Here is a 19819-nt window from a genome sequence, read left to right on the forward strand (position 1 = left end):
GAAAGGGTTAACGGGATTTGATGAACGGCACGCCGATGGCCTTGGGGGCGACCGACTTGGCCATGAAGCCCGCCAGGATGATGACGGTGACGATGTAGGGAATCATCTGGATCAGCGAGCCCGGCACCTTGCCGATGACGGGTAGCACCACGCCTTCGAGCTGGATCTGCAGGGCGCTGAAGAACGCAAACATCAGGCAACCCAGCGTGGTGTGCACCGCGCGCCAACTGCCAAACACCAGCGCCGCCAGCGCCAGAAAGCCGTTGCCGGCCGACATGTCGCTGAGGAAGAATCCAGTCTGCACGATCGCCAGGTAGGCGCCTGACAGGCCGCACAGCACGCCGCCGACCAGCAGGGCCAGAAACCGCGTGCGGCCGACGTTGATGCCGGCCGTGTCGGCCGCGTGCGGGTTGTCGCCCACGGCGCGCAGGCGCAGGCCAAAGCGGGTGTGGTTGACCACCCAGTGCACCAGCGGCACCGCCAGGAACGCCAGGTACACCAGCACGGTATGGCCGCCGATCAGCTGGCGCAGCAGCCAGCCCAGCAGCGGCACATCGGCCAGGGCCTGGGTGCCGGGGATGTTGAGCACGCCAAAGCGCCCTTCGTCCAGCGAGGGCGAGCGCCCGCCCTGCTGGAAGAAAAACTGCGCGAGCACAAAGGTCAGGCCGCTGACGGCGATGTTGATGGCCATGCCCGACACCAGCTGGTTGCCGCGCTGCCGGATGCACACATAGCCGTGCAGCAAGGCCAGCAGGCAGGACACCGCAATGCCGGCCAGCACCCCGAACCAGGGGTTTTGCGTGGCATAGGAGACGCAGGCCGAGGCGAATGCGCTGCCCAGGATCTTGCCTTCCAGGCTGATGTCGACGATGCCCGAGCGCTCGGCGAACAGGCCGCCCAGGGCCGCAAAAATCAGCACCGGCGCGCTGCGCACCATGGCGACCAGGATGCTGGAGAGTTGGATATCGTCCATCAGGCGGCACTCGTCTTTTTAAAGCGCTGCAGCAGCGCGGCCAGGGCCGGGGCGTAGAGGTTTTCCATCGCGCCGCAGAACAGGATGATCAGGCCCTGGATGAACACAAACGTCTCGGGCGGGATGTTGGACTTTTCCAGCGACAGGTCGAAGCCGCCCTGGATCAGCCCGCCAAACAGAATGGCCGACAGCAGGATGCCGATCGGGTGGTTGCGCCCCATCAGGGCCACCGCGATGCCGATGAAGCCGGCACCAGCGGTGAAGTTGAGGCCCAGGTTGTGCGACGAGCCCATCTGGCTGTTGACTGCCGCCATGCCGGCCAGCGCACCCGATACCGCCATCACGCCGATGATGGTGCGCTTGATGGAAATCCCAGCGTAGTGGGCGGCGTGCGGGTTCAGCCCGACGGTGCTGACGCCATAGCCCCAGGAGGTGCGCCACATCACCAGCGCATACGCGCCCAGCGCCAGCAGTGCCAGCAGGAAGCTGATGTTCACTGGAGTCTGGCCCAGCACTGGCAGCCAGTCGTTGAGCCGCGGCAGCCAGCCGGAGGCGGCGAACTGGCGGCTCGACGTGCTTTGCTGGCCGACCGGGATCAGCAGGCTGACGATGATGTAGTTCATCAGCGAGGAGGCGATGAAGTTGAACATGATGGTGGTCACCACGATATGGCTACCGCGCTTGGCTTGCAAGTAGCCGGGCAAGAAAGCCCAGGCCGCGCCGAACACGGTGCTGGCCGCAATCGCCAGCGGAATCACCACCCAGGGGCCCCAGTGGGCGTCCATGTTCAGCACCACCAGCGCCATGCCCAGGCCGCCGATGTACATCTGGCCTTCGCCACCGATGTTGAACAGGCCGGCATGCAGCGCAAATGCCACTGCCAGCCCGGTGAAGATGAAGGTGGTGGCGTAGAACAGGGTGTAGCCCAGCCCCTCGGGATTCAGGAAGGCGCTGTTGACCAGGATGCCCAGCGACTCGATGGGGCTTTCGCCCAGGGCAAAGATCACCACGCCGGCCACCAGCATGGCCGAGACGAGGTTCAGTATGGGCAGCAGCAGGTTGGTGGCCCAGCCGGGCAGATTGTGTGGGTTCATAAGTTCAGTGGCTTACGCCGCCCATCATCAAGCCGATGCGGGTGGTATCGAATTCGCCAGCCGCCAGCTCGCCGGTGATGCGGCCGCCACACATCACCAGGGTGCGGTCGGCCAGCACGCAGATTTCTTCCAGCTCTACCGAGACCAGTACGATGGCAATGCCGGCATCGCGCAGGGCCAGCAGCCGGCGGTGGATGGTTTCAATCGAGCCGATGTCCACGCCACGTGTCGGTTGTCCTATCAAAATGAGAGCAGGCTTCGCAGCAATTTCCCGCGCTAGCACCACTTTTTGTTGATTTCCGCCAGAGAGCAAGCCGACGCGCAGCTGCGGGTCGGTGGGGCGCACGTCGAATTCCTGGATCAGCTGTTGCGCATGGGCCAGGATGGCGGGCGGGTTGAGCAGCCAGCCAGCGGCGAATTCGGCGTCGTTCTGGTGCCCGAGCAAGGTGTTGAGCGCCACCGAATTGGCTTTGACCAGGCCTTCGCGCAAGCGGTCTTCCGGCGCGTGGGCGATGCCCAGGCTGCGGTAGGTGGCGGGCAGGCCGTCGGCATCGCGCCGGCCGGTATACGGCAGCAGCTTGCCCTGGTAGCGGATGTCGCCCTGGCTGGGCAGGCGCATGCCGGCCAGTACCTCCAGCAGTTCCGACTGGCCGTTGCCGGAGACGCCAGCGATGGCCACAATCTCGCCGGCCCGCACCGAGAAGTTCAGGTCGTCGAGCAGCTTCACCCCTTGGGCATTCTGCAGGCCCAAGTGGGATACATCCAACACCGTCGCCCCGGGCTGGTAGGGGCCGCGCGACAAAGTGGACTCGATCGAGCGACCGATCATCAGGCCGGCCACGGCTTCGCGGCTGCTGCTGGCGGTATCGACCTCGCCGACCACGGTGCCGGCGCGCATTACGGTGACGCGGTCGGTCAGCGCAAAGATCTCTTGCAGCTTGTGGGTGATCAGGATGATGGTTTTGCCCTGGTCGCGGAACACCCGCAGGATGGCGAACAGCGCGTCGGTTTCCTGCGGGGTGAGCACCGCCGTGGGCTCGTCCAGGATCAGGATGTCGGCGCCGCGGTAGATCAGCTTGAGGATTTCAACCCGCTGCTGTGCCCCCACCGACAGGTGTTCCACTCGCACATTCGGGTCGACTTCCAGCTGGTACTGGGCTCCGAGTTCGCGCAGCTTTTGCTCGGCGATCTTGAACTTCGCGTCCAGCACCAGCGCGCCTTCTACGCCCAGCATGATGTTTTCCAGCACGGTAAAGCTGTCCACCAGCATGAAGTGCTGGTGGATCATGCCGATGCCGCGCTGTATGGCCTCCTGGCTGTTGCGGATGGGAACGGGCTGGCCGTCCAGCAGAATCTGCCCACTGTCGGCCTGGTAGTAGCCGTACAGAATGCTCATCAGCGTGGATTTGCCGGCGCCGTTTTCTCCGACGATGCCGTGGATCGAGCCCTTGCGGATCTGGAAGCTGACGTTGGCATTGGCCTTGACCGCGCCGAACTGTTTGCAAATACCCCGGAATTCCACGACCGGCGCCACGGCGGTGGCGCCCTTGTGTTGCAGCGTCAACGCCACTCCTGGTTAGACGGGGCAGCTGTTGGCGGCGCGGTAGTCCACCACGCTGACCTTGCCCGACTTGATGTCGGTGGCGGCCTGCTTGATGCGGGTTTCCATGGCGGGGGTGATCAGCTTGCGGTTGTTGGCGTCCAGCGCCCAGTCCACGCCGCCTTCTTTCAGGCCCTTGTTGGTCACGCCGGCGGCCCAGGTGCCGTTCTTGACGCTCATGAAGCCATCGTAGGTGGCGTTGTCCACGCGTTTGAGCATGGAGGTCAGGATGAAGCCGGGGTACAGCGGGTTCTGGTTGGAATCCACGCCAATGCCGAGCTTGCCCTTGTCCTTGACCGCTTGCAGCGCGCCCATGCCGCTGCCACCGGCGGCGGCGAACACCACATCGACGCCGCGGTCGAATTGCGCACGGGCCAGCTCGCCGCCCTTGGCCGGATCGCTCCAGGCTGCGGGGGTGGTGCCGACCATGTTCTGGGTGACTTCGATTTTGGGGTCCACTGCCTTCACGCCCTGGGCATAGCCGCAGCCGAAGGCGCGGATCAGGGGCACGTCCATGCCGCCGATGAAGCCGACTTTTTGCGATTTGCTGGCCAGTGCAGCGGCCACGCCGACCAGGTACGAGCCTTCCTGCTCCTTGAAGGTGACGGAGTTGACGTTGTCGCCCTTGACCTCGTCGTCAATGATCATGAACTTGACCTTGGGGAATTCCTTGGACACGGTGGTCACCGCATTGGTCATCGAGAAGCCGATGGAAACCACCAGGTCGACGTTCTTGCGGGCCATCTGGCGCAGCACCTGCTCGCTTTGCGCATCCGAATTCACCTGGGCTTCCAGGTAGCCGATCTTGGTGTCCTTCTTGAAGCGCTCTGCGCCTTCGTAGGCCGACTGGTTGAAGGACTTGTCGAACTTGCCGCCGCTGCCGTAGACCAGCGCCAGTTTGGGGTCGGCGGCATGGGCTCCAAATGCGCACAGTGCAGCAGCTACAGCCAGGGAAATGGAAGTGATTTTCATAGCGGACAAATGGGTTGAGTAAAGGAATGCAGGGGACCGCCACACGCTGTGTAGCGGGGAACCGCCGAGCGGTGCTACATGCTAAGCGAATTTAAGCGCCCGGGAAGTGGCGAAAACCAGTGTCTGCTGATACCGGATATATCGAATTTCGTAATTTGAAACCGCCAATGGATGGCGGACGATCCGCCCGCGGCGACCGGGTTGTCGCCCTGTCGCCGGGCTGCGTCTGTCGGCCTAGCCGCCCGAATCCAGCGTCGAGGTGGCGTGCTTGTCCTGCCCCAGGCGCTCCACCATCTGCTCCAGGGCCGGTTTGAGCGCCGCTTTCAGCGTGTGGGGCGGGTTGATGAGGAACATGCCGCTGGCGGGTAGGCCAGGGCGCTTGACTTCGCCGGCCGCATCGGTGGTCAGCTTGCTGAACTTGACCGTCAAGGTGGCGTGCAGCCAGCTCTTGCCGGCCTTGGTGGCCAGGGTTTTGAGCTTGCGCGGCAGGTCGTGGGCTTCGGGGCGCGGAATGATCGGGTACCAGACCGCGTAGGTGCCGGTGGCAAACAGCTTCAGGCAGTTGCCAATCATCTCGGTCACACGGCTGTAGTCGCTCTTGATTTCATAGCTAGGGTCGCAGAGCAGCAAAGCGCGGCGGCTCGGTGGGGGCAGAAATTTGCGGATGCCTTCAAAGCCGTCTTCGCGGAACACCGCGACCTGGCGGCCGGCTTCCAGCTGGGCGATGTTGGCCGACAGGGTTTTGCTGTCGGTGGGATGCAGTTCAAATAGCTTGAGCCGGTCGTGGTCGCGTAACAATTGTTGCAAGATGAACGGCGAGCCAGGGTAGACTTTTTTGCCGCCCGACTTGTTGAAGCTGGCCACCATGTCCAGATAGTCTTGCAGCGCCGGCGCCGGCTGGAACGGGGGCTGGCCGGGCTCGGGGGCTGCCAGCAGCTTCAGGATGCCATTGGCCGCCTCGCCGCTGGTCTCGGCGTAGTCGCCATCCAGCCGGTACAGACCGGCGCCGGCATGGGTGTCCAGCACCGCCAGGGCCGGGTCTTTTTCGGCGAGGTATTTGAGGGTTGCAATCAAAACCGTGTGCTTGAGCACATCGGCGTGGTTGCCTGCATGGAAGGCGTGACGGTAACTAAACATACCCCTATGGTAACGAGCACGGCACCTGCGGTGTTGCCATGGGCACTAAACTTCGCACCATTCCGTACCGATCCATGAGCCACTCCGTCCATCTCACCGTGCCCCCCAAGGTGCTCCATACCGATGCGCTGCCCAATGGCGCACGGCTGGGTGAGTTCGAGATCATCCGCTTGCTGGGGGTGGGCGGCTTTGGCATGGTCTACCAGGCCTACGACCATTCGCTGCAGCGCTCGGTGGCGATCAAGGAATATATGCCAACCGCGCTGGCGGGGCGCGCCGAGGGGGTGTCGGTGTCCATCCGCTCGTCGCTGGACGGCGCCAGCTACCGCGCAGGCCTGCAGTCGTTCGTGGCCGAGGCGCGCTTGCTGGCCCGCTTCGACCACCCGTCGCTGGTCAAGGTGTTCCGCTTCTGGGAAGCGCACAACACGGCCTATATGGTGATGCCGCTGTATGTCGGCATGACCCTCAAGCAGGCGCGCAGCCAGATGCGCCATCCGCCGCCCGAGGCCTGGCTGCGCCAGGTGCTGTGGTCGGTGCTGGAGGCGCTCAAGCTGCTGCATGCGCAGGACACGGTGCACCGGGATGTATCGCCCGACAATATTTTTCTGCAGGACAGCGGGCCACCGGTGCTGCTGGACCTGGGCGCGGCCCGGCGGGCGATTGGCGACCTGAGCCGCCGGCACACAGCGGTGCTCAAGGTGAATTACGCGCCCATCGAGCAGTATGCCGATGCCCGCGACATGGAGCAGGGGGCTTGGAGCGACCTGTATTCGCTGGCGGCGGTGGTCCATGGTTGCCTGGCCAACGACTTGCCATTGCCCGCGACTTTCCGCGTATTGCGCGACCGCATGCCCAGCATGCAGGATGTCGCGCAATTGGCCCAGGCCGAGCATGGCCGGGCGTATTCGCCCGCGTTTGTGTCTACGTTGGACCGCAGTCTGGCGATCCGCCCCGAAGAGCGGCCGCAGTCAGTAGACGACTTCTCCCAGGCTTTGGGGCTGCAGACGCCGCGGGATATGGCCCAGTTCGACTGGCGTGCCGAGATGGGGCCGGGCTGGCAGTTGTCGCGCGAAGAGCAGGCGCGGCGGGCGCGTCCGGGGCCTATGGACCTGGCAGAACTGCCGACGCAGTTCATGTACCCGCCGCGGCAGTCGGCCGATGGCCTGGCAGTGCTGGACAGCGTGGTGGACGTGGAGCCGCGGCGCTGGAAGATGCCGGCGGTGCTGGCATCCCTGGCGCTGGCCAGCGTGCTGGCGTCGGCCGCCTGGTGGGCCCATGGGCCCGAGCAGCCGCTGCCGGTCGCGGCGGTTGTGCCGCCTGCTGAAGTTGCGGTGGCGGAGGTGCTGGACGAACCGATCACGCTGGAGGTGGTCGCAGAACCTGTGGCGGTTGCCAAGCCGGTGGCCAAAAGCGAGCCACGCAAGCGGACTGTTGCGCCGCCGCCGGCCAAGAGCGCGCGTGCGGAGCCGCGTGCGGCGCCGGTGTCCACCCCTTCTGAGCTGGCGGCGCACTACCGCACCAGCAAGACGCCACAGCCGACTCTGTGTGGCGACAGCAATTTCTTCACCCGTTCCATGTGCATGTACCGTGAATGCCAGAAGCCGGAATTTGCCGATCTGCCGGTGTGCGTGGACAACACCCAGCGCCTGTTGGCCCAGCAGCAACAGCGGCGGTAGGCCCGCATTTGACGGACAGCGAGGCAACTTTGTATAATCAAAGGCTTCGCAGCGTTTAGCTGGCCCCGCGGCGAAGGTTCCAACCCACCTAAGAGATCTCCACCAGAGAGACGCCGACCGTGGAAAAGGGCTGCTAGGACGCCAACCCCTAGGGTTGGCCAAACCATTCTTTTAAAGAGAAAACTCATGACCAAAACTTTCAGCGCCAAACCCGCTGACGTGGTGCACGAGTGGTTTGTGATTGACGCGACCGACAAGGTCCTCGGACGAGTAGCCAGCGAAGTTGCTCTCCGTTTGCGCGGCAAACACAAGGCCATTTATACGCCTCACGTCGATACCGGTGACTTCATCGTCATCATCAACGCAGCCCAGCTGCGTGTCACCGGCGCCAAGTCGACTGACAAGATTTACTACAGCCATTCCGGTTACCCAGGTGGCATTTCTGCCATCTCGTTCCGCGACATGCAAGCCAAGCACCCAGGTCGCGCTTTGGAAAAAGCCGTCAAGGGCATGCTGCCCAAGGGCCCGCTCGGCTACGCCATGATCAAGAAGCTCAAGGTCTACGGTGGTGCTGTGCACCCCCACACCGCCCAGCAACCCAAAGTGTTGGACATCTAAGGAGCTCTAAATGATTGGTGATTGGAACAATGGCACCGGTCGTCGCAAATCCAGCGTCGCTCGTGTGTTTCTGAAAAAAGGCTCCGGCCAGATCAAGGTCAACGGTAAAGACATCACCGAATTCTTCGGTCGTGCTACCTCGATCATGATTTGCAAGCAACCCCTGGTACTGACCAACCACGCCGAGACTTTCGACGTGATGGTGAACGTGCACGGTGGTGGCGAGTCCGGCCAGGCTGGCGCAACCCGCCACGGCATTACCCGCGCCCTGATCGACTACGATGCAACGCTCAAGTCTGAGCTGAGCAAAGCCGGTTTCGTGACGCGTGATGCGCGCGAAGTCGAACGTAAGAAGGTCGGCTTGCACTCTGCTCGCCGCCGCAAGCAGTTCTCGAAGCGTTAAGCCTCGCGACCCTTGTGTCCGCAAAAGCCGCCAGACCTTCGGGTTTTGGCGGTTTTTGTTTTTGAAAAGACCGCACTGCCGATACCGGCAAATTGTTTGCCCCGCAACTTAAGTCGGGAATTGCAGTAGCATCACCCAGATTCTTACGGAGTACCCCACATGAGCGCCCTTGCCGAAAACATCCAGACCGAAATGCCGACCCCCATCGTCTTCACCGACAGCGCTGCTGCCAAGGTGGCCGACTTGATCGCCGAAGAAGGCAATCCGGATCTCAAGCTGCGGGTGTTTGTGCAAGGCGGCGGCTGCTCTGGCTTCCAGTACGGCTTCACCTTCGACGAGATCACCAACGAAGATGACACCACCATGACCAAGAATGGCGTGTCCTTGCTGATCGATGCGATGAGCTACCAGTACCTGCTGGGCGCCGAGATCGACTACAAAGAAGATCTGCAAGGCGCGCAGTTCGTCATCAAGAACCCCAACGCCACCAGCACCTGTGGCTGCGGCTCCAGCTTCTCTGCCTGAGCTTGCTGCGCTTGCAAAACATGGCCGCCTGAGGGCGGCTTTTTCTTGCCCGAAACCTGTACATGCAAGACGAAAAATCCAACCAACGCCTGCTCTGGCTGGTCGCCATCGGCTTCTTCATGCAGACGCTGGATGCCACCATCGTCAACACCGCCTTGCCGGCCATGGCGGCCAGCCTGGGCGAGAGCCCGCTGCGCATGCAGTCGGTGGTGGTGGCCTACTCGCTGACCATGGCCATGCTGATTCCGGCCTCAGGCTGGATGGCCGACCGCTTTGGCACGCGCCGGTTGTTCGTGGCGGCGATTGCCCTGTTTTCGCTGGGCTCGCTGTTTTGCGCCATTTCGCACAGCCTGACCCAACTGGTCATCTCCCGCGTGGTGCAGGGCGTCGGCGGGGCTTTGTTGTTGCCGGTCGGGCGTCTGGCCGTGCTGCGGGCTTTTCCGCGCGAGCAGTTCCTCAAAGCCATGAGCTTTGTGGCACTGCCCGGGCTGATTGGCCCTTTGATCGGCCCCACGCTGGGCGGCTGGCTGGTGGAGTACGCCACCTGGCACTGGATCTTTCTGATCAACCTGCCGGTCGGGCTGGTAGGCGGCGTGGCCACGTTGGCGCTGATGCCTGAGGGCCTGCGCGGTGCGGTCCGGCGGTTTGACCTCAGCGGCTACCTGATGCTGTCCTTCGGCATGGTGGCCTTGTCCTTGTCGCTGGATGGCCTGTCGGAACTGGGCTTGCGCCAGGCCACGGTGCTGGTGCTCTTGGTGTTTGGCCTGGCCAGCCTGGTGGCCTACTGGTTGCATGCGACGCGCCAGCCCGAGCCCTTGTTCTCGCCCCGGCTGTTCGACATCCCTTCGCTGACCATAGGCTTGCTGGGCAATCTGTTTGCCCGTATCGGCAGCAGCTGCATGCCGTTTCTGATTCCCTTGCTGCTGCAGGTCAGCATGGGCTATTCGCCTTCGCAGGCCGGCATGATGATGCTGCCGGTGGCGCTGGCCGGCATGGTGACCAAGACCTTGGCCACCCGCCTGATCACCTGGCTGGGCTACCGCCAGGTGCTGGTGTTGAATACCGCGCTGGTGGGGTTGACGATGGCCAGCTTTGCCTTGGTGGCGCCCGGCCAGCCGCTGTGGCTGCGCCTGGTGCAACTGGCGTTCTTTGGGGCGGTCAATTCGATGCAGTTCACGGCCATGAATACGGTCACCCTCAAGGACCTGGATGGCCCGCTGGCCAGCAGTGGCAACAGCCTGCTGTCCATGGTGCAGATGCTGGCCATGAGTATGGGGGTAGCGGCTGCGGGTGCGGTGCTGGCCGGCTACACCGGCTACTTCACACCGGCCGGTGCTGCGCAGACCTTGCAGGCTTTCCATGCCACGTTTGCCACCATGGGCTTGATGACGCTGGCATCGGCCTGGATTTTCTGGCAGCTGTCGCCCGACGCCCGTGGCGTCGGTAGCGACCCTGCCGACAACCACTAGGCCGGGTAGATCGCCCCCAGCACCCGGTTGCCCCGGGCGCCGGTCACGCTGGCCAGGTTGCCTGGCTGTAGCAGCAGTGCCTGGCGGGCCAGCCAGGCGAAGGCCGCAGCCTCGACCTGCAACGGCGGCAGGCCGTGTGCCGCCGAAGATTGCACCTGTACCGCGGGCAGGGCGGCCTGCAGGCGCTGCATCAAATAACCATTTAGCGCACCGCCACCGCAGACGATCAGTAACTTGCTATTTTTTCCATAGCTATCCATGCAGGTGGCAATTGCGCTAGCGGTCAATTCGGTCAATGTGGCTTGCACGTCGATAGGTGCCAGTGCGGCGAAGCCTTGCAGCTTGGCGGCGAGCCAGGCCGGGTTGAACAGGTCGCGCCCCGTGCTCTTGGGCGGGGCCTTGCCCAGATACGGTTCGGCCAGCAACGCTGCCAGCAGGGCGGGCTGCACCGTGCCGCTGGCGGCCCAGGCGCCATCGGCGTCATAGGCCTGGCCTGTGTGTTGCTGGCACCAGTAGTCCATCAGCGCGTTGCCGGGGCCGCAGTCGAAGCCCAGGATCTGCTCGCCCAGCAGACTCAGGTTGGAGATGCCGCCAATGTTCAGCACCGCGATAGCTTCACCCGCTCGGCCGAAAACCTGGCGGTGGAAGGCGGGCACCAGGGGCGCACCCTGGCCGCCGGCCGCTACATCGCGGCTGCGGAAATCCGCCACCACGGTGATGTCTGTGCGTTCGGCCAGCAGGGCTGGGTTGTTGAGCTGCAGGGTGTAGCCCGTGCCGTCGAATTCCTGTGGCCGGTGCCGCACCGTCTGGCCGTGTGCGCCTATGGCCTGGATATCGGCGGCGCTGCAGCCGCTGCGCTCCAGCAGTTGTTGCACCACGTCGGCATAGACGCCGACCAGGGCATTGGCGGCCAGCGCGGCCCGGTGCAGCTCGTTGCCGCCGGGGCTGTTCAGCGCCAGCAGCTCGGCCTTGGCTTCCAGGGAAAATGCTTGGGTGGCGTGTTGCAGTACCTGCAACGCGCCGTCGGAGAAGGCCACCAGCACACCATCCACCCCGTCCAGCGAGGTGCCGGACATCAGGCCGATGGTGAGTTCGCGCATGGTCTTAATCGGCGCTGGCTTGCTGGATCGATGTGGCTGCAGACAGCTGCAGGCGCATGATCGAAGCCAGCTGGTTGAATGCAGGCTTGGCGGCAGTCGACACCGGCTGGCTGTCGTTCTGGCGCGCCACGGTCAGCGGGTCCTGGTGCACGCCGTTGACGCGGAATTCGAAGTGCAGATGCGGTCCGGTAGCCCAGCCGGTGGAGCCGACAGCGCCGATATGGTCGCCCTGGCTGACGCTTTGGCCGGGTCGCACATCGATGCGGCTCAGATGCGCGTAGACGGTTTCGTTCTGGTTGCGGTGCTTGACGATGATCACGTTGCCGTAGCCGTTCTGCACGCCGGCAAATTCGACCACACCATCGCCCACGGTGCGCACGGAGGTACCGGTGCTGGCCGCGTAGTCCACGCCCAGGTGGGCACGCCACTTCTGCAGAATCGGGTGCATGCGCATGCTGAAGCCGCTGGTGATGCGCGAAAACTCGACCGGCGAGGCCAGGAACGAGCGGCGCAGACTTTGGCCGTCCAGCGTGTAATAGCCACCTTTTTGGCCCGGTTCGGCGAACCACATGGCCTGGTAGGTCTTGCCGTTGCTGGTGAACTCGGCGCTCAGCACGCGGCCGCTGCGCAGTACCTGGCCATCGGCCTCGGCGGTTTCATAGACCACGGAGAAATGGTCGCCCTTGCGCAGCGCGCGGTGGAAATCGATGTCGCCGGAGAAGATTTCAGCGATCTGGGTGGCCACCGGGTCGGGAATGCCGGCCTCGTCGGTGGCAGCAAACAGCGAGCTGCGGATGGTGCCGCCGGCCAGCCGGCTGGTGTTTTGCAGCGCGGCTTCTTCGATGCGTGAGCGGAAGCCTTGCGGGGTTTTCTCGACCACCAGACGTTCAAACACGCCGGCGTTGCCCGGGTTCCAGCGCACGCTCAGGCGTTGCAAAGCGTGGTTGTCGCTGGCTTCGGCGTGCACGGTGCGGCCTGCGCGGCCCAGTACCGCCTTGCTGGCCAGGGCATCGCTGCGCAGGAAGGCCGCGGCGTCGGCGTCGTCAATGCCCAGGCGTTGCAGCAAGGACTTGGCGGTATCGCTGGAGCGGGTGATTTCGGTGCGGAACAGGTTGAAGCTGTGGGTGTCCAGGCTAATCGCCTGCTCTTGCAGCGACAGCGGCTGGACGGCTTCGGTGATTTGGCGGATGGGCAGGTCAGCGGGGTCCGGGGCCAGGGAGGCAACAGCATATGCGCCGCCGCCGCCGCCCAGCAATACAGCCGCCACCAGCGCGGTGAGGCGCTTGGGGTGGCGTTGTAGTACGGACAAAAGCCTATCGCTGACGGTGGTGAGACCGTGGTTCAAAAGAGGGATTCCCAACAAAAATTAGGACTTGCGCTGCCCCCTGGGCTAGGCCTGGGGCCTGCCTCACGGGCACTGCGAAAGTCGCGAAGGTGGACTGCTGAGTAGAGAAGAGCCCTGGAAGTTCAGTCTTTGGGCGGCCTATCAGGCAACGCACCACTAAAATCAGGGCAGACAGCAAAGCAGCGAGTATAGCGGCGTGTCCCGTGCGCCACAACTGAAAAAGCCCTGAAAAACCCTTATGAATCAAGCAGTACGTGCCGAGCCTGGTGGCTCATTTCTTGTAACAGACCGTGTGCGGGAGGCCTTGGCGGTGTCGCTGCGCGGCTGCGACGAACTGATTCCGCAGGAAGACTGGCTGAAGAAACTGGCCCGTTCCGAGGCCACCGGCGTGCCGCTGCGCATCAAGCTGGGCCTGGACCCGACCGCCCCTGACATCCACATCGGCCACACCGTGGTGCTGAACAAGATGCGCCAGCTGCAGGACCTGGGCCATACGGTGATCTTTCTTATCGGCGACTTCACCAGCATGATCGGCGACCCCTCGGGCCGCAACAGCACGCGCCCGCCGCTGACCGCCGAGCAAATCAAGGTCAATGCCGAAACCTATTACAAGCAGGCCAGCCTGGTGCTGGACCCGAGCAAGACCGAGATCCGCTACAACAGCGAGTGGAGCGACCCGCTGGGCGCGCGCGGCATGATCCAGCTGGCGTCGCGCTACACCGTGGCCCGCATGATGGAGCGCAACGACTTCCACGACCGCTTCCACGGCGGCCAGTCGATCGCGGTGCACGAGTTCCTGTACCCGTTGATGCAGGGCTACGACTCGGTGGCCTTGAAGAGCGACCTGGAGCTCGGCGGCACGGACCAGAAGTTCAACCTGCTGATGGGTCGGCACCTGCAGGCCGAATACGGCCAGGAGCCGCAGTGCATCCTGACCATGCCGTTGCTCGAAGGCCTGGACGGCGTGGAAAAGATGTCCAAGTCGAAGAACAACTACATCGGCATCAGCGAAGAGCCGAACACCATGTTCGCCAAGGTACTGAGCATCTCCGACGTGCTGATGTGGCGCTGGTACACCTTGCTGTCGTTCAAGACCGAGGCCGAGATCGCCGCGCTGAAGGCCGAAGTAGAGGCTGGCCGGAACCCGAAAGACGCCAAGGTGGCGCTGGCCAAGGAAATCACCGCGCGCTTCCACAGTGCTGCCGCGGCCGATGCGGCCGAGCAGGACTTCAACAACCGCAGCAAGGGCGGTGTGCCGGATGAAATCCCCGCGCTGAACCTGCTGCTGGGCGAGGGCGGCGCAGCGGTCGGCATTGGCGCGCTGCTGAAGATGGCCGGCCTGGCCGCCAGCAGCGGCGAGGGGAATCGCCTGATCGACGGTGGCGGCGTGCGCGTCGACTCCAGCGTGGTCAGCGACAAGGGCTTGAAGCTGGGCGCCGGCACCTATGTGGTGCAGGTCGGTAAGCGCAAGTTCGCCCGCGTCACCCTGCAATAAGGCATTGCGGGCGCAGCGGGTGCTATTTCGCGCCCGCTGACTCCAGCATCCGCACCATCTCACGGTAGCCCCGGGCGCGCGCCAGTTGCAGCGGCGTGTTGCCCGCGCGGTCGCTGAGCTGCAGATTCGCCCCGGCCTGCACCAGCGCGGCCAGGGTCCGCTGGTGGCGCGGCCCGCCATCGCCGAGCACGATGGATTCGATCAGCGCGGTCCAGTGCAGGTTGTTCACATGGTCCAGCGGCGCACTCGCCGCAATCAATTGCCGTACGACGCCGTCGTGGCCCAGGTGCGCGGCGGCGATCAGCGCCGTGCCGTCGTAGCGGCTGGTTGTCAGCTGGGCGCTGGCGCCGAGAGCCAGCAGCGTGGCCAGAGTGGCTTCGTCATCGGCCACTGCGGCGATGGTGACGGCGTCGTAGCGGTCGTTTTCCAGTAGACCCAGATCTGCGCCCGCGCCCGCCAGCAGGCGGACGGCCTGCGGCTGGCGGGCGAAGGTGGCCACATGCAACGGCGTACGCCCCTGCGCATCGCGGCTGTTCAGCTCGGCCTTTTGGCCCAGCAGCTGCTGCAGCTGGGCCAGGTCGCCGCGCTGGGCCGCCGCGTGCAGGCCGGTGTAGCGGCTGATTTGTGCGGCGCTGGGCGGTACCTGGGCCCAGCCGGGGCTGGCCAGCAGGCAGGCGGCGGCCAGCGCCAAGGAGGTGCGGTAGCGGCGCATGGCTTACTTCAGTTGGTCCTTGATCTTGTCCAGCGCGGCCAGCGCGCATTGCTCGTCCAGATGGCCGCCGGGCGCACCGCCGACGCCAACCGCACCAATCACTTCATTGCCCAGCTTGACCGGTACGCCACCGCCCAGCAGCAAATAGCCGGGGATGTAGACCAGATTGGCGGCCGCGGGGTTCTTCTGCGCGCCTTCCATCATCGCCAGGGTGTTGTTCTTGGCCGAGGCCGAGGTGTAGGCTTTTTGCTGGCTGGCGGCCAGGGTGTGCGGGCCGGCGTTGTCGGCGCGCTGCACGGCGCGCACGCCACCCGCGCGGTCGACCACGGTGGCGCTGACCGCATAGCCGTTGGCGGCGCAGGCCGAGACGCTGGCGGCAGCGATCTGGTTGGCCAGGTCCAGCGAGATATTGTGTTCTGTGCGCACGGCCTGGGCCTGGGCGGCGCCGGCGATGCAGGACAAGGCGATGAAGGCGGTCTTGAAGCTGAGGGTCATGGTGTTCTCCGAGGGGCGGTAGCGGTTCGATCAACCGTGGGAGAACTGTAAAAAATGAGGCTTGATTTGCCCATGCGTACGGCTACGCCCGGCCCTCCGTAGAACTACGGAGCCTGTTCGTCGGCCAGCGCCGCATAGCTGCGGATCAGCTGCGCCAGCGACTCGGCCTCCAGCTTGGCGAACAGATTGGCGCGGTGGGTTTCCACGGTGCGCGGCGACACCTCCAGCGCCCGGCCAATCTCCTTGTTGGTCAGGCCGGCGACGATCAGGCCCAGCACCTCGCGCTCGCGCTCCGACAGCTGGGCGTAGCGCTCGCGGGCCTGCCGGTCGGCCTGGTGCTGGGTGCGGGACTGCACATGCTGGCGCACCGCGTTCTGCAGGGCTTCGAGCAGGGCTTCGTCGTTGACCGGTTTTTCCAGAAATTCGGCTGCGCCGGCCTTGAAGGCGCGCCGGCACATGGCGACCGTGCCGTGGCCGGTCAGCATGATGACCGGCTGGTCCACACCTTGGGCCACCAGGGTGTCCAGCATGGCCAGGCCGCTGATGCCGGGCATGCGCACATCCAGCACGATGGCGCCTATGCCCTGGCGGTCGAATTCGGCCAGAAAAGCCTGCGGGTCGGCCCAGGTCTGCACCCGCAACCCCACGGTGCTGATTAGCAGCGCCAGGCTGTCGCGCACGGCGGCGTCGTCGTCGATCAGATGGATCAGTGGGGACAATGTGGTGTTCATGGCGCCAGGGGTAAGGACAGGCGCAGCGCGGCCCCGTGCGGTGCCACATTGCTGGCCTCCAGCGTGCCACCCATACCGCTGGCCAGGCTTTCACAGAGGTTTAGGCCCAGGCCCAGGCCACCATGGCGGGTGGAGAAAAACGGTTCGAAGATGCGCGGCAGCACTTCGGGCGGAATGCCGGGGCCGCTGTCCTGCACCGTCAGCCGGCCGTGCTGCGGGTCGGCCGTGATGCTCAACGTCAGCCGGCGCTCGGCCGGCGGCAGCTGCTCCAGCGCCTGCAGTGCGTTCATCAGCAGGTTGTGCACGATCTGCTCCAGCGCCACCGGTTCGGCCAGCACGCTGATGTTCGGCAGGCTGCTGTGCACGCTGGGGTGTACCTCGCGGCGCGTGCATTCGGGCTCCAGCAGGTAGAGGGCGTCGTTTACAGCGTCCTGCAGGTTCACCGGCTGCAAGGGGCCGGCCAGGTCGGGCCGCTCCACCGCGCGGCGCAGCCGGCCGACTACGCTGGAGGCGCGCCGGGCCTGCTCCACCGCCTGCGCCATGGCGCTGCGGGCGGTGCTCAGCTCGGGTGGGTCTTCGTCGAGCAGGCGGCTGGCCGCCTGGGTGTTGGCCAGCATGGCCGTCAGCGGCTGGTTCAGCTCATGGGCCATGCCGGCGGCCAGTTCGCCCAGGGTGTTCAGCCGCGCGACCTGGCCCAGGCGCAGCAGCTCTTGGGCGCGGCGGCGTTCGTTGCGCTGGCGTTGCAGCGCCCGCAAGGCTACCAGCACGGCGGCCATGGCCACGGCCCAGGCCAGCATGCGGCTCCAGGGCAATTCATTCCAGCCGACCTGGCGCAGCGCAGCTACGTCAAACGGCTGGCTGTCGGTGGCCAGGTGCTTGTGGAACTCAAAGCGCCAGCCGCCGTCGCCGATGCGGCCCGGCTGCACCACGAACTCCTGGCCCGCCTGCTCCAGCACCAGGCGTACCGGGCTGGTGTCGGCCGGCATCGGCCATTCGCTCCAGGGCACCATGCTGCGCGCGTCTATGCGCAGCGCATAGCTGTTCGGGTCGGCGGCCAGCAGCAGCTGGAAGTGGCCCTGGGCCAGATGCGCGCTGGCCAGCACCACCTGGTGGCTGCGGCGGGAGCGCTCTTCGGCGGTGGTCAGCGCGGCATCCGGCCAGCTGGTATTGGGAGCGCGGTGCTGCACCCCCAGAATCTGCGGGTAGACCGAGGCCAGGCGCTGCTCGGGCGCGGCCGACAGGCCGGAGGCGCCGGCCGGCTGCACCAGGGCCAGCATGGCCAGCACAGCATCGTGCTGCACCGCCCGCTGGCTCAGCAGGCGGTGGGCGATGCGGGCATCGGTTTCAAATGCATCGCGCAGCTGCGCCAGCTCCAGCCGCGCCAACGCCAGACTCCCCAGCGCGGTGAGCAGGCACCACGCCAGGAGCCACCAACCACGGCGCTGTACGGCTTTCCACATGGAACCCATTGTGCCTCGCCGGGTGACAATCCCGGTCTTCTGAGGAGTCTGGATGAAAGCCGTTTTGCAAAGAGTGCGCGAAGCCCGGGTGCTGGTCGGCGCCGAGCTGGTGGGGGAGATTGGTCCGGGCCTGCTGGTGCTGCTATGTGCCGAGCGTGGCGATGCCGAGGCCCAGGCCGACAAGCTGTTGGCCAAGATTTTGAAGCTGCGCATCTTCAGCGACGCGGCCGGCAAGATGAACCTGAGCCTGCAGGACGTGGCCGGCGGGCTACTGGTGGTCAGCCAGTTCACCCTGGCGGCCGATGCCTCGGGCGGGAACCGGCCCAGCTTTACCGGTGCCGCGCTACCCGAGGATGGGCGCCGGCTCTACGACTACTTCGTGGCCCAGGCTCGCCTGGTGCACCAGCCGGTGCAGACCGGGCGGTTTGGCGCCGACATGCAGGTGCACCTTGTCAACGACGGGCCGGTGACGATTCCGTTGCACACTTCCGCAGCGCCCGCTGCGTAAGTCTTCACGCCATCAGCCCGCGTAGGGGTTGGCGATGCCGAGTTCGGCCAGGATTTCGGTCTCGTAGGCTTCCATCTCGTCAGCGTCGGCGGCGCTGGTTTCGTGGTCCCAGCCCTGGGCGTGCAGGGTGCCGTGGACCAGCAGATGGGCGTAGTGGTCTTGCAGCGACTTGCCGTTCTCGGCGGCTTCGCGGGCGACGACTGGCGCGCACAGCACCAGGTCGGCCGTGACCACCGGCTCCTGGGTGTAGTCGAAGGTCAGCACATTGGTGGCGTAGTCCTTCTTGCGGTACGCGCGGTTCAGCGCCTGGCCTTCCTCGGCATCGACGATGCGCACGGTGATTTTGGCGTCCACGGCCAGGGCATGGCGAATCCAGCGGGCCACGCTGTGGCGCGGCAGGGCGGCGCGGTGGGTCGCGGCGTCGGCCAGCTTGCCGAATTGCAGCGAGAGTTGCAGGTTGTTGAGCATGTTTTAGGCCTCTGGCGCAGGGTGTATCTGCGCAGGCAGCTATGGTTTCTGTAGTGTCAGGCGGCTTTGCGGCTGCGCACCGCGATGTCGGATTTGCCGCGGGTGTCGTAGGCGTCGACGATGCGCGCCACCAGCGGGTGCCGCACCACGTCGGCGCTGGTGAAGCGGGTGATCGCAATGCCCTTGGTACGGCGCAGCACCTGCTCGGCGTCGATCAGGCCGCTGAGCTGGGTTTTCGGCAGGTCGATCTGGCTGACGTCGCCGGTCACCACGGCCTTGGCGCCGAAGCCGATGCGGGTCAGAAACATCTTCATCTGCTCGGGCGTGGTGTTCTGCGCCTCGTCCAGGATCACAAACGCGTTGTTCAGCGTGCGGCCGCGCATGAAGGCCAGCGGGGCCACTTCCAGCGCATTGCGCTCGAAGGCTTTTTGCACTTTTTCCGGCCCCATCAGCTCGTACAGCGCGTCGTACAGTGGGCGCAGATAGGGGTCGATCTTCTGGTTCAGGTCGCCGGGCAGAAAGCCCAGGCGCTCGCCGGCTTCCACCGCCGGGCGGGTCAGCACGATGCGCTGTACCGCGCTGCGCTCCAGCGCGTCCACCGCGCAGGCCACGGCCAGATAGGTCTTGCCGGTGCCGGCCGGGCCGATGCCGAAAGTGATGTCGTGCTGGGCGATGTTGTCCAGGTAGGTGGTCTGGTTCGGGGTGCGGGCGCGCAGGTCGGTGCGGCGGGTCTGCAGGCTGTGGCCGTCGGCGCCCAGGTCTGCATCGCTGGCCAGCATCAGCTGCACGGTGTCGGGCTTGATCGGGCGACCCGCCTGTTCGTACAGGGCCTGCAGCAGCTCCAGCGCCTGGTTGGCGGTGGCTTTGGGGCCGTCGATCTTGAACTGTTCGTGCCGGTGGGCGATCTTGATCTGCAGCGCGTCTTCGATGGTGCGCAGATGCGCATCCATGGGGCCGCAGAGGTGGTCGAGCCGGGTGTTGTTAGGGGGCGAGAAGGTGTGGCGAACAATCATGGCCCGTATTGTCGCCTGCTACCCG

Annotated in this window: 20 protein-coding genes; 7 read left to right on the top strand and 13 right to left on the bottom strand. The window is 65.1% G+C overall.

Annotated elements, in window-relative coordinates; all coding sequences use genetic code 11:
* Positions 1 to 7: 7 nt before the first annotated feature.
* The 5 genes from J2X19_RS18615 to J2X19_RS18635 form a co-directional block, all read right to left on the bottom strand.
* The gene (locus tag J2X19_RS18615) at positions 8 to 973 is read right to left on the bottom strand and encodes an ABC transporter permease (protein WP_310375416.1); all 966 of its coding nucleotides are present in this window, start codon (positions 971 to 973) and stop codon (positions 8 to 10) included.
* Positions 973 to 2067 carry an ABC transporter permease gene (locus J2X19_RS18620; protein WP_116607387.1) on the bottom strand — a complete coding sequence of 365 codons (1095 nt, stop codon included), beginning with the start codon at positions 2065 to 2067 and terminating at the stop codon, positions 973 to 975. Before J2X19_RS18620 ends, J2X19_RS18615 begins: the two co-directional genes overlap by 1 nt.
* 4 nt (positions 2068 to 2071) lie before the next feature.
* A complete protein-coding gene (locus tag J2X19_RS18625) occupies positions 2072 to 3601 on the bottom strand; it encodes an ABC transporter ATP-binding protein (RefSeq protein WP_116607468.1) in 1530 nt (509 codons plus the stop codon).
* Between the two features lie 42 nt (positions 3602 to 3643).
* Positions 3644 to 4639 carry a BMP family lipoprotein gene (locus J2X19_RS18630; RefSeq protein WP_092758367.1) on the bottom strand — a complete coding sequence of 332 codons (996 nt, stop codon included), beginning with the start codon at positions 4637 to 4639 and terminating at the stop codon, positions 3644 to 3646.
* Positions 4640 to 4873: 234 nt separating this feature from the next.
* Positions 4874 to 5776 carry a 23S rRNA (adenine(2030)-N(6))-methyltransferase RlmJ gene (locus J2X19_RS18635; RefSeq protein WP_116607386.1) on the bottom strand — a complete coding sequence of 301 codons (903 nt, stop codon included), beginning with the start codon at positions 5774 to 5776 and terminating at the stop codon, positions 4874 to 4876.
* A 74-nt stretch (positions 5777 to 5850) separates the two neighbouring features.
* Here J2X19_RS18635 and J2X19_RS18640 point away from each other — a divergent pair, with 74 nt between their 5' ends.
* From J2X19_RS18640 to mdtD, 5 genes are all read left to right on the top strand, one after another.
* Complete coding sequence (locus J2X19_RS18640; protein ID WP_310375418.1) at positions 5851 to 7452, top strand: serine/threonine protein kinase; 1602 nt, start codon at positions 5851 to 5853, stop codon at positions 7450 to 7452.
* A gap of 186 nt (positions 7453 to 7638) precedes the next feature.
* Complete coding sequence (gene rplM, locus J2X19_RS18645; protein WP_092758364.1) at positions 7639 to 8070, top strand: 50S ribosomal protein L13; 432 nt, start codon at positions 7639 to 7641, stop codon at positions 8068 to 8070.
* Between the two features lie 10 nt (positions 8071 to 8080).
* Positions 8081 to 8473 (top strand): 30S ribosomal protein S9, encoded by a 393-nt coding sequence (gene rpsI, locus J2X19_RS18650; RefSeq protein ID WP_116607384.1) that lies wholly within the window; start codon positions 8081 to 8083, stop codon positions 8471 to 8473.
* 159 nt (positions 8474 to 8632) lie between these two features.
* The gene (gene erpA, locus J2X19_RS18655) at positions 8633 to 8998 is read left to right on the top strand and encodes an iron-sulfur cluster insertion protein ErpA (RefSeq protein WP_092758362.1); all 366 of its coding nucleotides are present in this window, start codon (positions 8633 to 8635) and stop codon (positions 8996 to 8998) included.
* Between the two features lie 62 nt (positions 8999 to 9060).
* Entirely contained in the window at positions 9061 to 10467 is a 1407-nt protein-coding gene (mdtD, locus tag J2X19_RS18660) for a multidrug transporter subunit MdtD (RefSeq protein ID WP_310375426.1), read from the top strand.
* On the opposite strand, the gene J2X19_RS18665 is transcribed toward mdtD, so the two are convergent.
* Together J2X19_RS18665 and J2X19_RS18670 are read right to left on the bottom strand one after the other, a co-directional pair.
* On the bottom strand, positions 10464 to 11567 hold the full coding sequence (locus tag J2X19_RS18665; RefSeq protein ID WP_310375428.1) for an anhydro-N-acetylmuramic acid kinase: 1104 nt from the start codon (positions 11565 to 11567) through the stop codon (positions 10464 to 10466). The genes mdtD and J2X19_RS18665 overlap by 4 nt on opposite strands.
* A gap of 4 nt (positions 11568 to 11571) precedes the next feature.
* Positions 11572 to 12912, bottom strand: a complete 1341-nt coding sequence (locus J2X19_RS18670) for a M23 family metallopeptidase (protein ID WP_310375430.1) — start codon at positions 12910 to 12912, stop codon at positions 11572 to 11574.
* A 238-nt stretch (positions 12913 to 13150) separates the two neighbouring features.
* Here J2X19_RS18670 and tyrS point away from each other — a divergent pair, with 238 nt between their 5' ends.
* On the top strand, positions 13151 to 14407 hold the full coding sequence (tyrS, locus tag J2X19_RS18675) for a tyrosine--tRNA ligase (RefSeq protein ID WP_310375432.1): 1257 nt from the start codon (positions 13151 to 13153) through the stop codon (positions 14405 to 14407).
* A 22-nt stretch (positions 14408 to 14429) separates the two neighbouring features.
* Here the strand turns inward: tyrS and J2X19_RS18680 are convergent, their stop codons facing one another.
* From J2X19_RS18680 to J2X19_RS18695, 4 genes are all read right to left on the bottom strand, one after another.
* Entirely contained in the window at positions 14430 to 15119 is a 690-nt protein-coding gene (locus J2X19_RS18680) for an ankyrin repeat domain-containing protein (RefSeq protein ID WP_310375434.1), read from the bottom strand.
* Positions 15120 to 15122: 3 nt separating this feature from the next.
* The gene (locus J2X19_RS18685) at positions 15123 to 15614 is read right to left on the bottom strand and encodes a GlcG/HbpS family heme-binding protein (protein WP_310375436.1); all 492 of its coding nucleotides are present in this window, start codon (positions 15612 to 15614) and stop codon (positions 15123 to 15125) included.
* A 104-nt stretch (positions 15615 to 15718) separates the two neighbouring features.
* Positions 15719 to 16345, bottom strand: a complete 627-nt coding sequence (locus tag J2X19_RS18690; protein ID WP_116607377.1) for a response regulator transcription factor — start codon at positions 16343 to 16345, stop codon at positions 15719 to 15721.
* On the bottom strand, positions 16342 to 17805 hold the full coding sequence (locus J2X19_RS18695; RefSeq protein ID WP_310375438.1) for a sensor histidine kinase: 1464 nt from the start codon (positions 17803 to 17805) through the stop codon (positions 16342 to 16344). The genes J2X19_RS18690 and J2X19_RS18695 overlap by 4 nt, the downstream gene beginning before the upstream one ends.
* Before the next feature lie 52 nt (positions 17806 to 17857).
* Between J2X19_RS18695 and dtd the strand changes: the two genes are divergently transcribed.
* The gene (gene dtd / locus J2X19_RS18700) at positions 17858 to 18313 is read left to right on the top strand and encodes a D-aminoacyl-tRNA deacylase (protein ID WP_116607375.1); all 456 of its coding nucleotides are present in this window, start codon (positions 17858 to 17860) and stop codon (positions 18311 to 18313) included.
* 12 nt (positions 18314 to 18325) lie between these two features.
* On the opposite strand, the gene ybeY is transcribed toward dtd, so the two are convergent.
* Together ybeY and J2X19_RS18710 are read right to left on the bottom strand one after the other, a co-directional pair.
* Complete coding sequence (ybeY, locus tag J2X19_RS18705) at positions 18326 to 18781, bottom strand: rRNA maturation RNase YbeY (RefSeq protein WP_310375441.1); 456 nt, start codon at positions 18779 to 18781, stop codon at positions 18326 to 18328.
* A gap of 56 nt (positions 18782 to 18837) precedes the next feature.
* Complete coding sequence (locus J2X19_RS18710) at positions 18838 to 19794, bottom strand: PhoH family protein (protein WP_116607373.1); 957 nt, start codon at positions 19792 to 19794, stop codon at positions 18838 to 18840.
* Positions 19795 to 19819 lie beyond the last annotated feature (25 nt).

Source organism: Rhodoferax ferrireducens, from assembly GCF_031458075.1.
GTDB lineage: Bacteria > Pseudomonadota > Gammaproteobacteria > Burkholderiales > Burkholderiaceae_C > Rhodoferax_B > Rhodoferax_B ferrireducens_A.

Coding starts and splice junctions, on each gene's coding strand:
- J2X19_RS18615 (WP_310375416.1), bottom strand. CDS start 973: ATGGACGATATCCAACTCTCCAGCATCCTGGTCGCCATGGTGCGCAGC.
- J2X19_RS18620 (WP_116607387.1), bottom strand. CDS start 2,067: ATGAACCCACACAATCTGCCCGGCTGGGCCACCAACCTGCTGCTGCCC.
- J2X19_RS18630 (WP_092758367.1), bottom strand. CDS start 4,639: ATGAAAATCACTTCCATTTCCCTGGCTGTAGCTGCTGCACTGTGCGCA.
- J2X19_RS18635 (WP_116607386.1), bottom strand. CDS start 5,776: ATGTTTAGTTACCGTCACGCCTTCCATGCAGGCAACCACGCCGATGTG.
- J2X19_RS18640 (WP_310375418.1), top strand. CDS start 5,851: ATGAGCCACTCCGTCCATCTCACCGTGCCCCCCAAGGTGCTCCATACC.
- rplM (WP_092758364.1), top strand. CDS start 7,639: ATGACCAAAACTTTCAGCGCCAAACCCGCTGACGTGGTGCACGAGTGG.
- rpsI (WP_116607384.1), top strand. CDS start 8,081: ATGATTGGTGATTGGAACAATGGCACCGGTCGTCGCAAATCCAGCGTC.
- erpA (WP_092758362.1), top strand. CDS start 8,633: ATGAGCGCCCTTGCCGAAAACATCCAGACCGAAATGCCGACCCCCATC.
- mdtD (WP_310375426.1), top strand. CDS start 9,061: ATGCAAGACGAAAAATCCAACCAACGCCTGCTCTGGCTGGTCGCCATC.
- J2X19_RS18665 (WP_310375428.1), bottom strand. CDS start 11,567: ATGCGCGAACTCACCATCGGCCTGATGTCCGGCACCTCGCTGGACGGG.
- tyrS (WP_310375432.1), top strand. CDS start 13,151: ATGAATCAAGCAGTACGTGCCGAGCCTGGTGGCTCATTTCTTGTAACA.
- J2X19_RS18680 (WP_310375434.1), bottom strand. CDS start 15,119: ATGCGCCGCTACCGCACCTCCTTGGCGCTGGCCGCCGCCTGCCTGCTG.
- J2X19_RS18685 (WP_310375436.1), bottom strand. CDS start 15,614: ATGACCCTCAGCTTCAAGACCGCCTTCATCGCCTTGTCCTGCATCGCC.
- J2X19_RS18690 (WP_116607377.1), bottom strand. CDS start 16,345: ATGAACACCACATTGTCCCCACTGATCCATCTGATCGACGACGACGCC.
- J2X19_RS18695 (WP_310375438.1), bottom strand. CDS start 17,805: ATGTGGAAAGCCGTACAGCGCCGTGGTTGGTGGCTCCTGGCGTGGTGC.
- dtd (WP_116607375.1), top strand. CDS start 17,858: ATGAAAGCCGTTTTGCAAAGAGTGCGCGAAGCCCGGGTGCTGGTCGGC.
- ybeY (WP_310375441.1), bottom strand. CDS start 18,781: ATGCTCAACAACCTGCAACTCTCGCTGCAATTCGGCAAGCTGGCCGAC.
- J2X19_RS18710 (WP_116607373.1), bottom strand. CDS start 19,794: ATGATTGTTCGCCACACCTTCTCGCCCCCTAACAACACCCGGCTCGAC.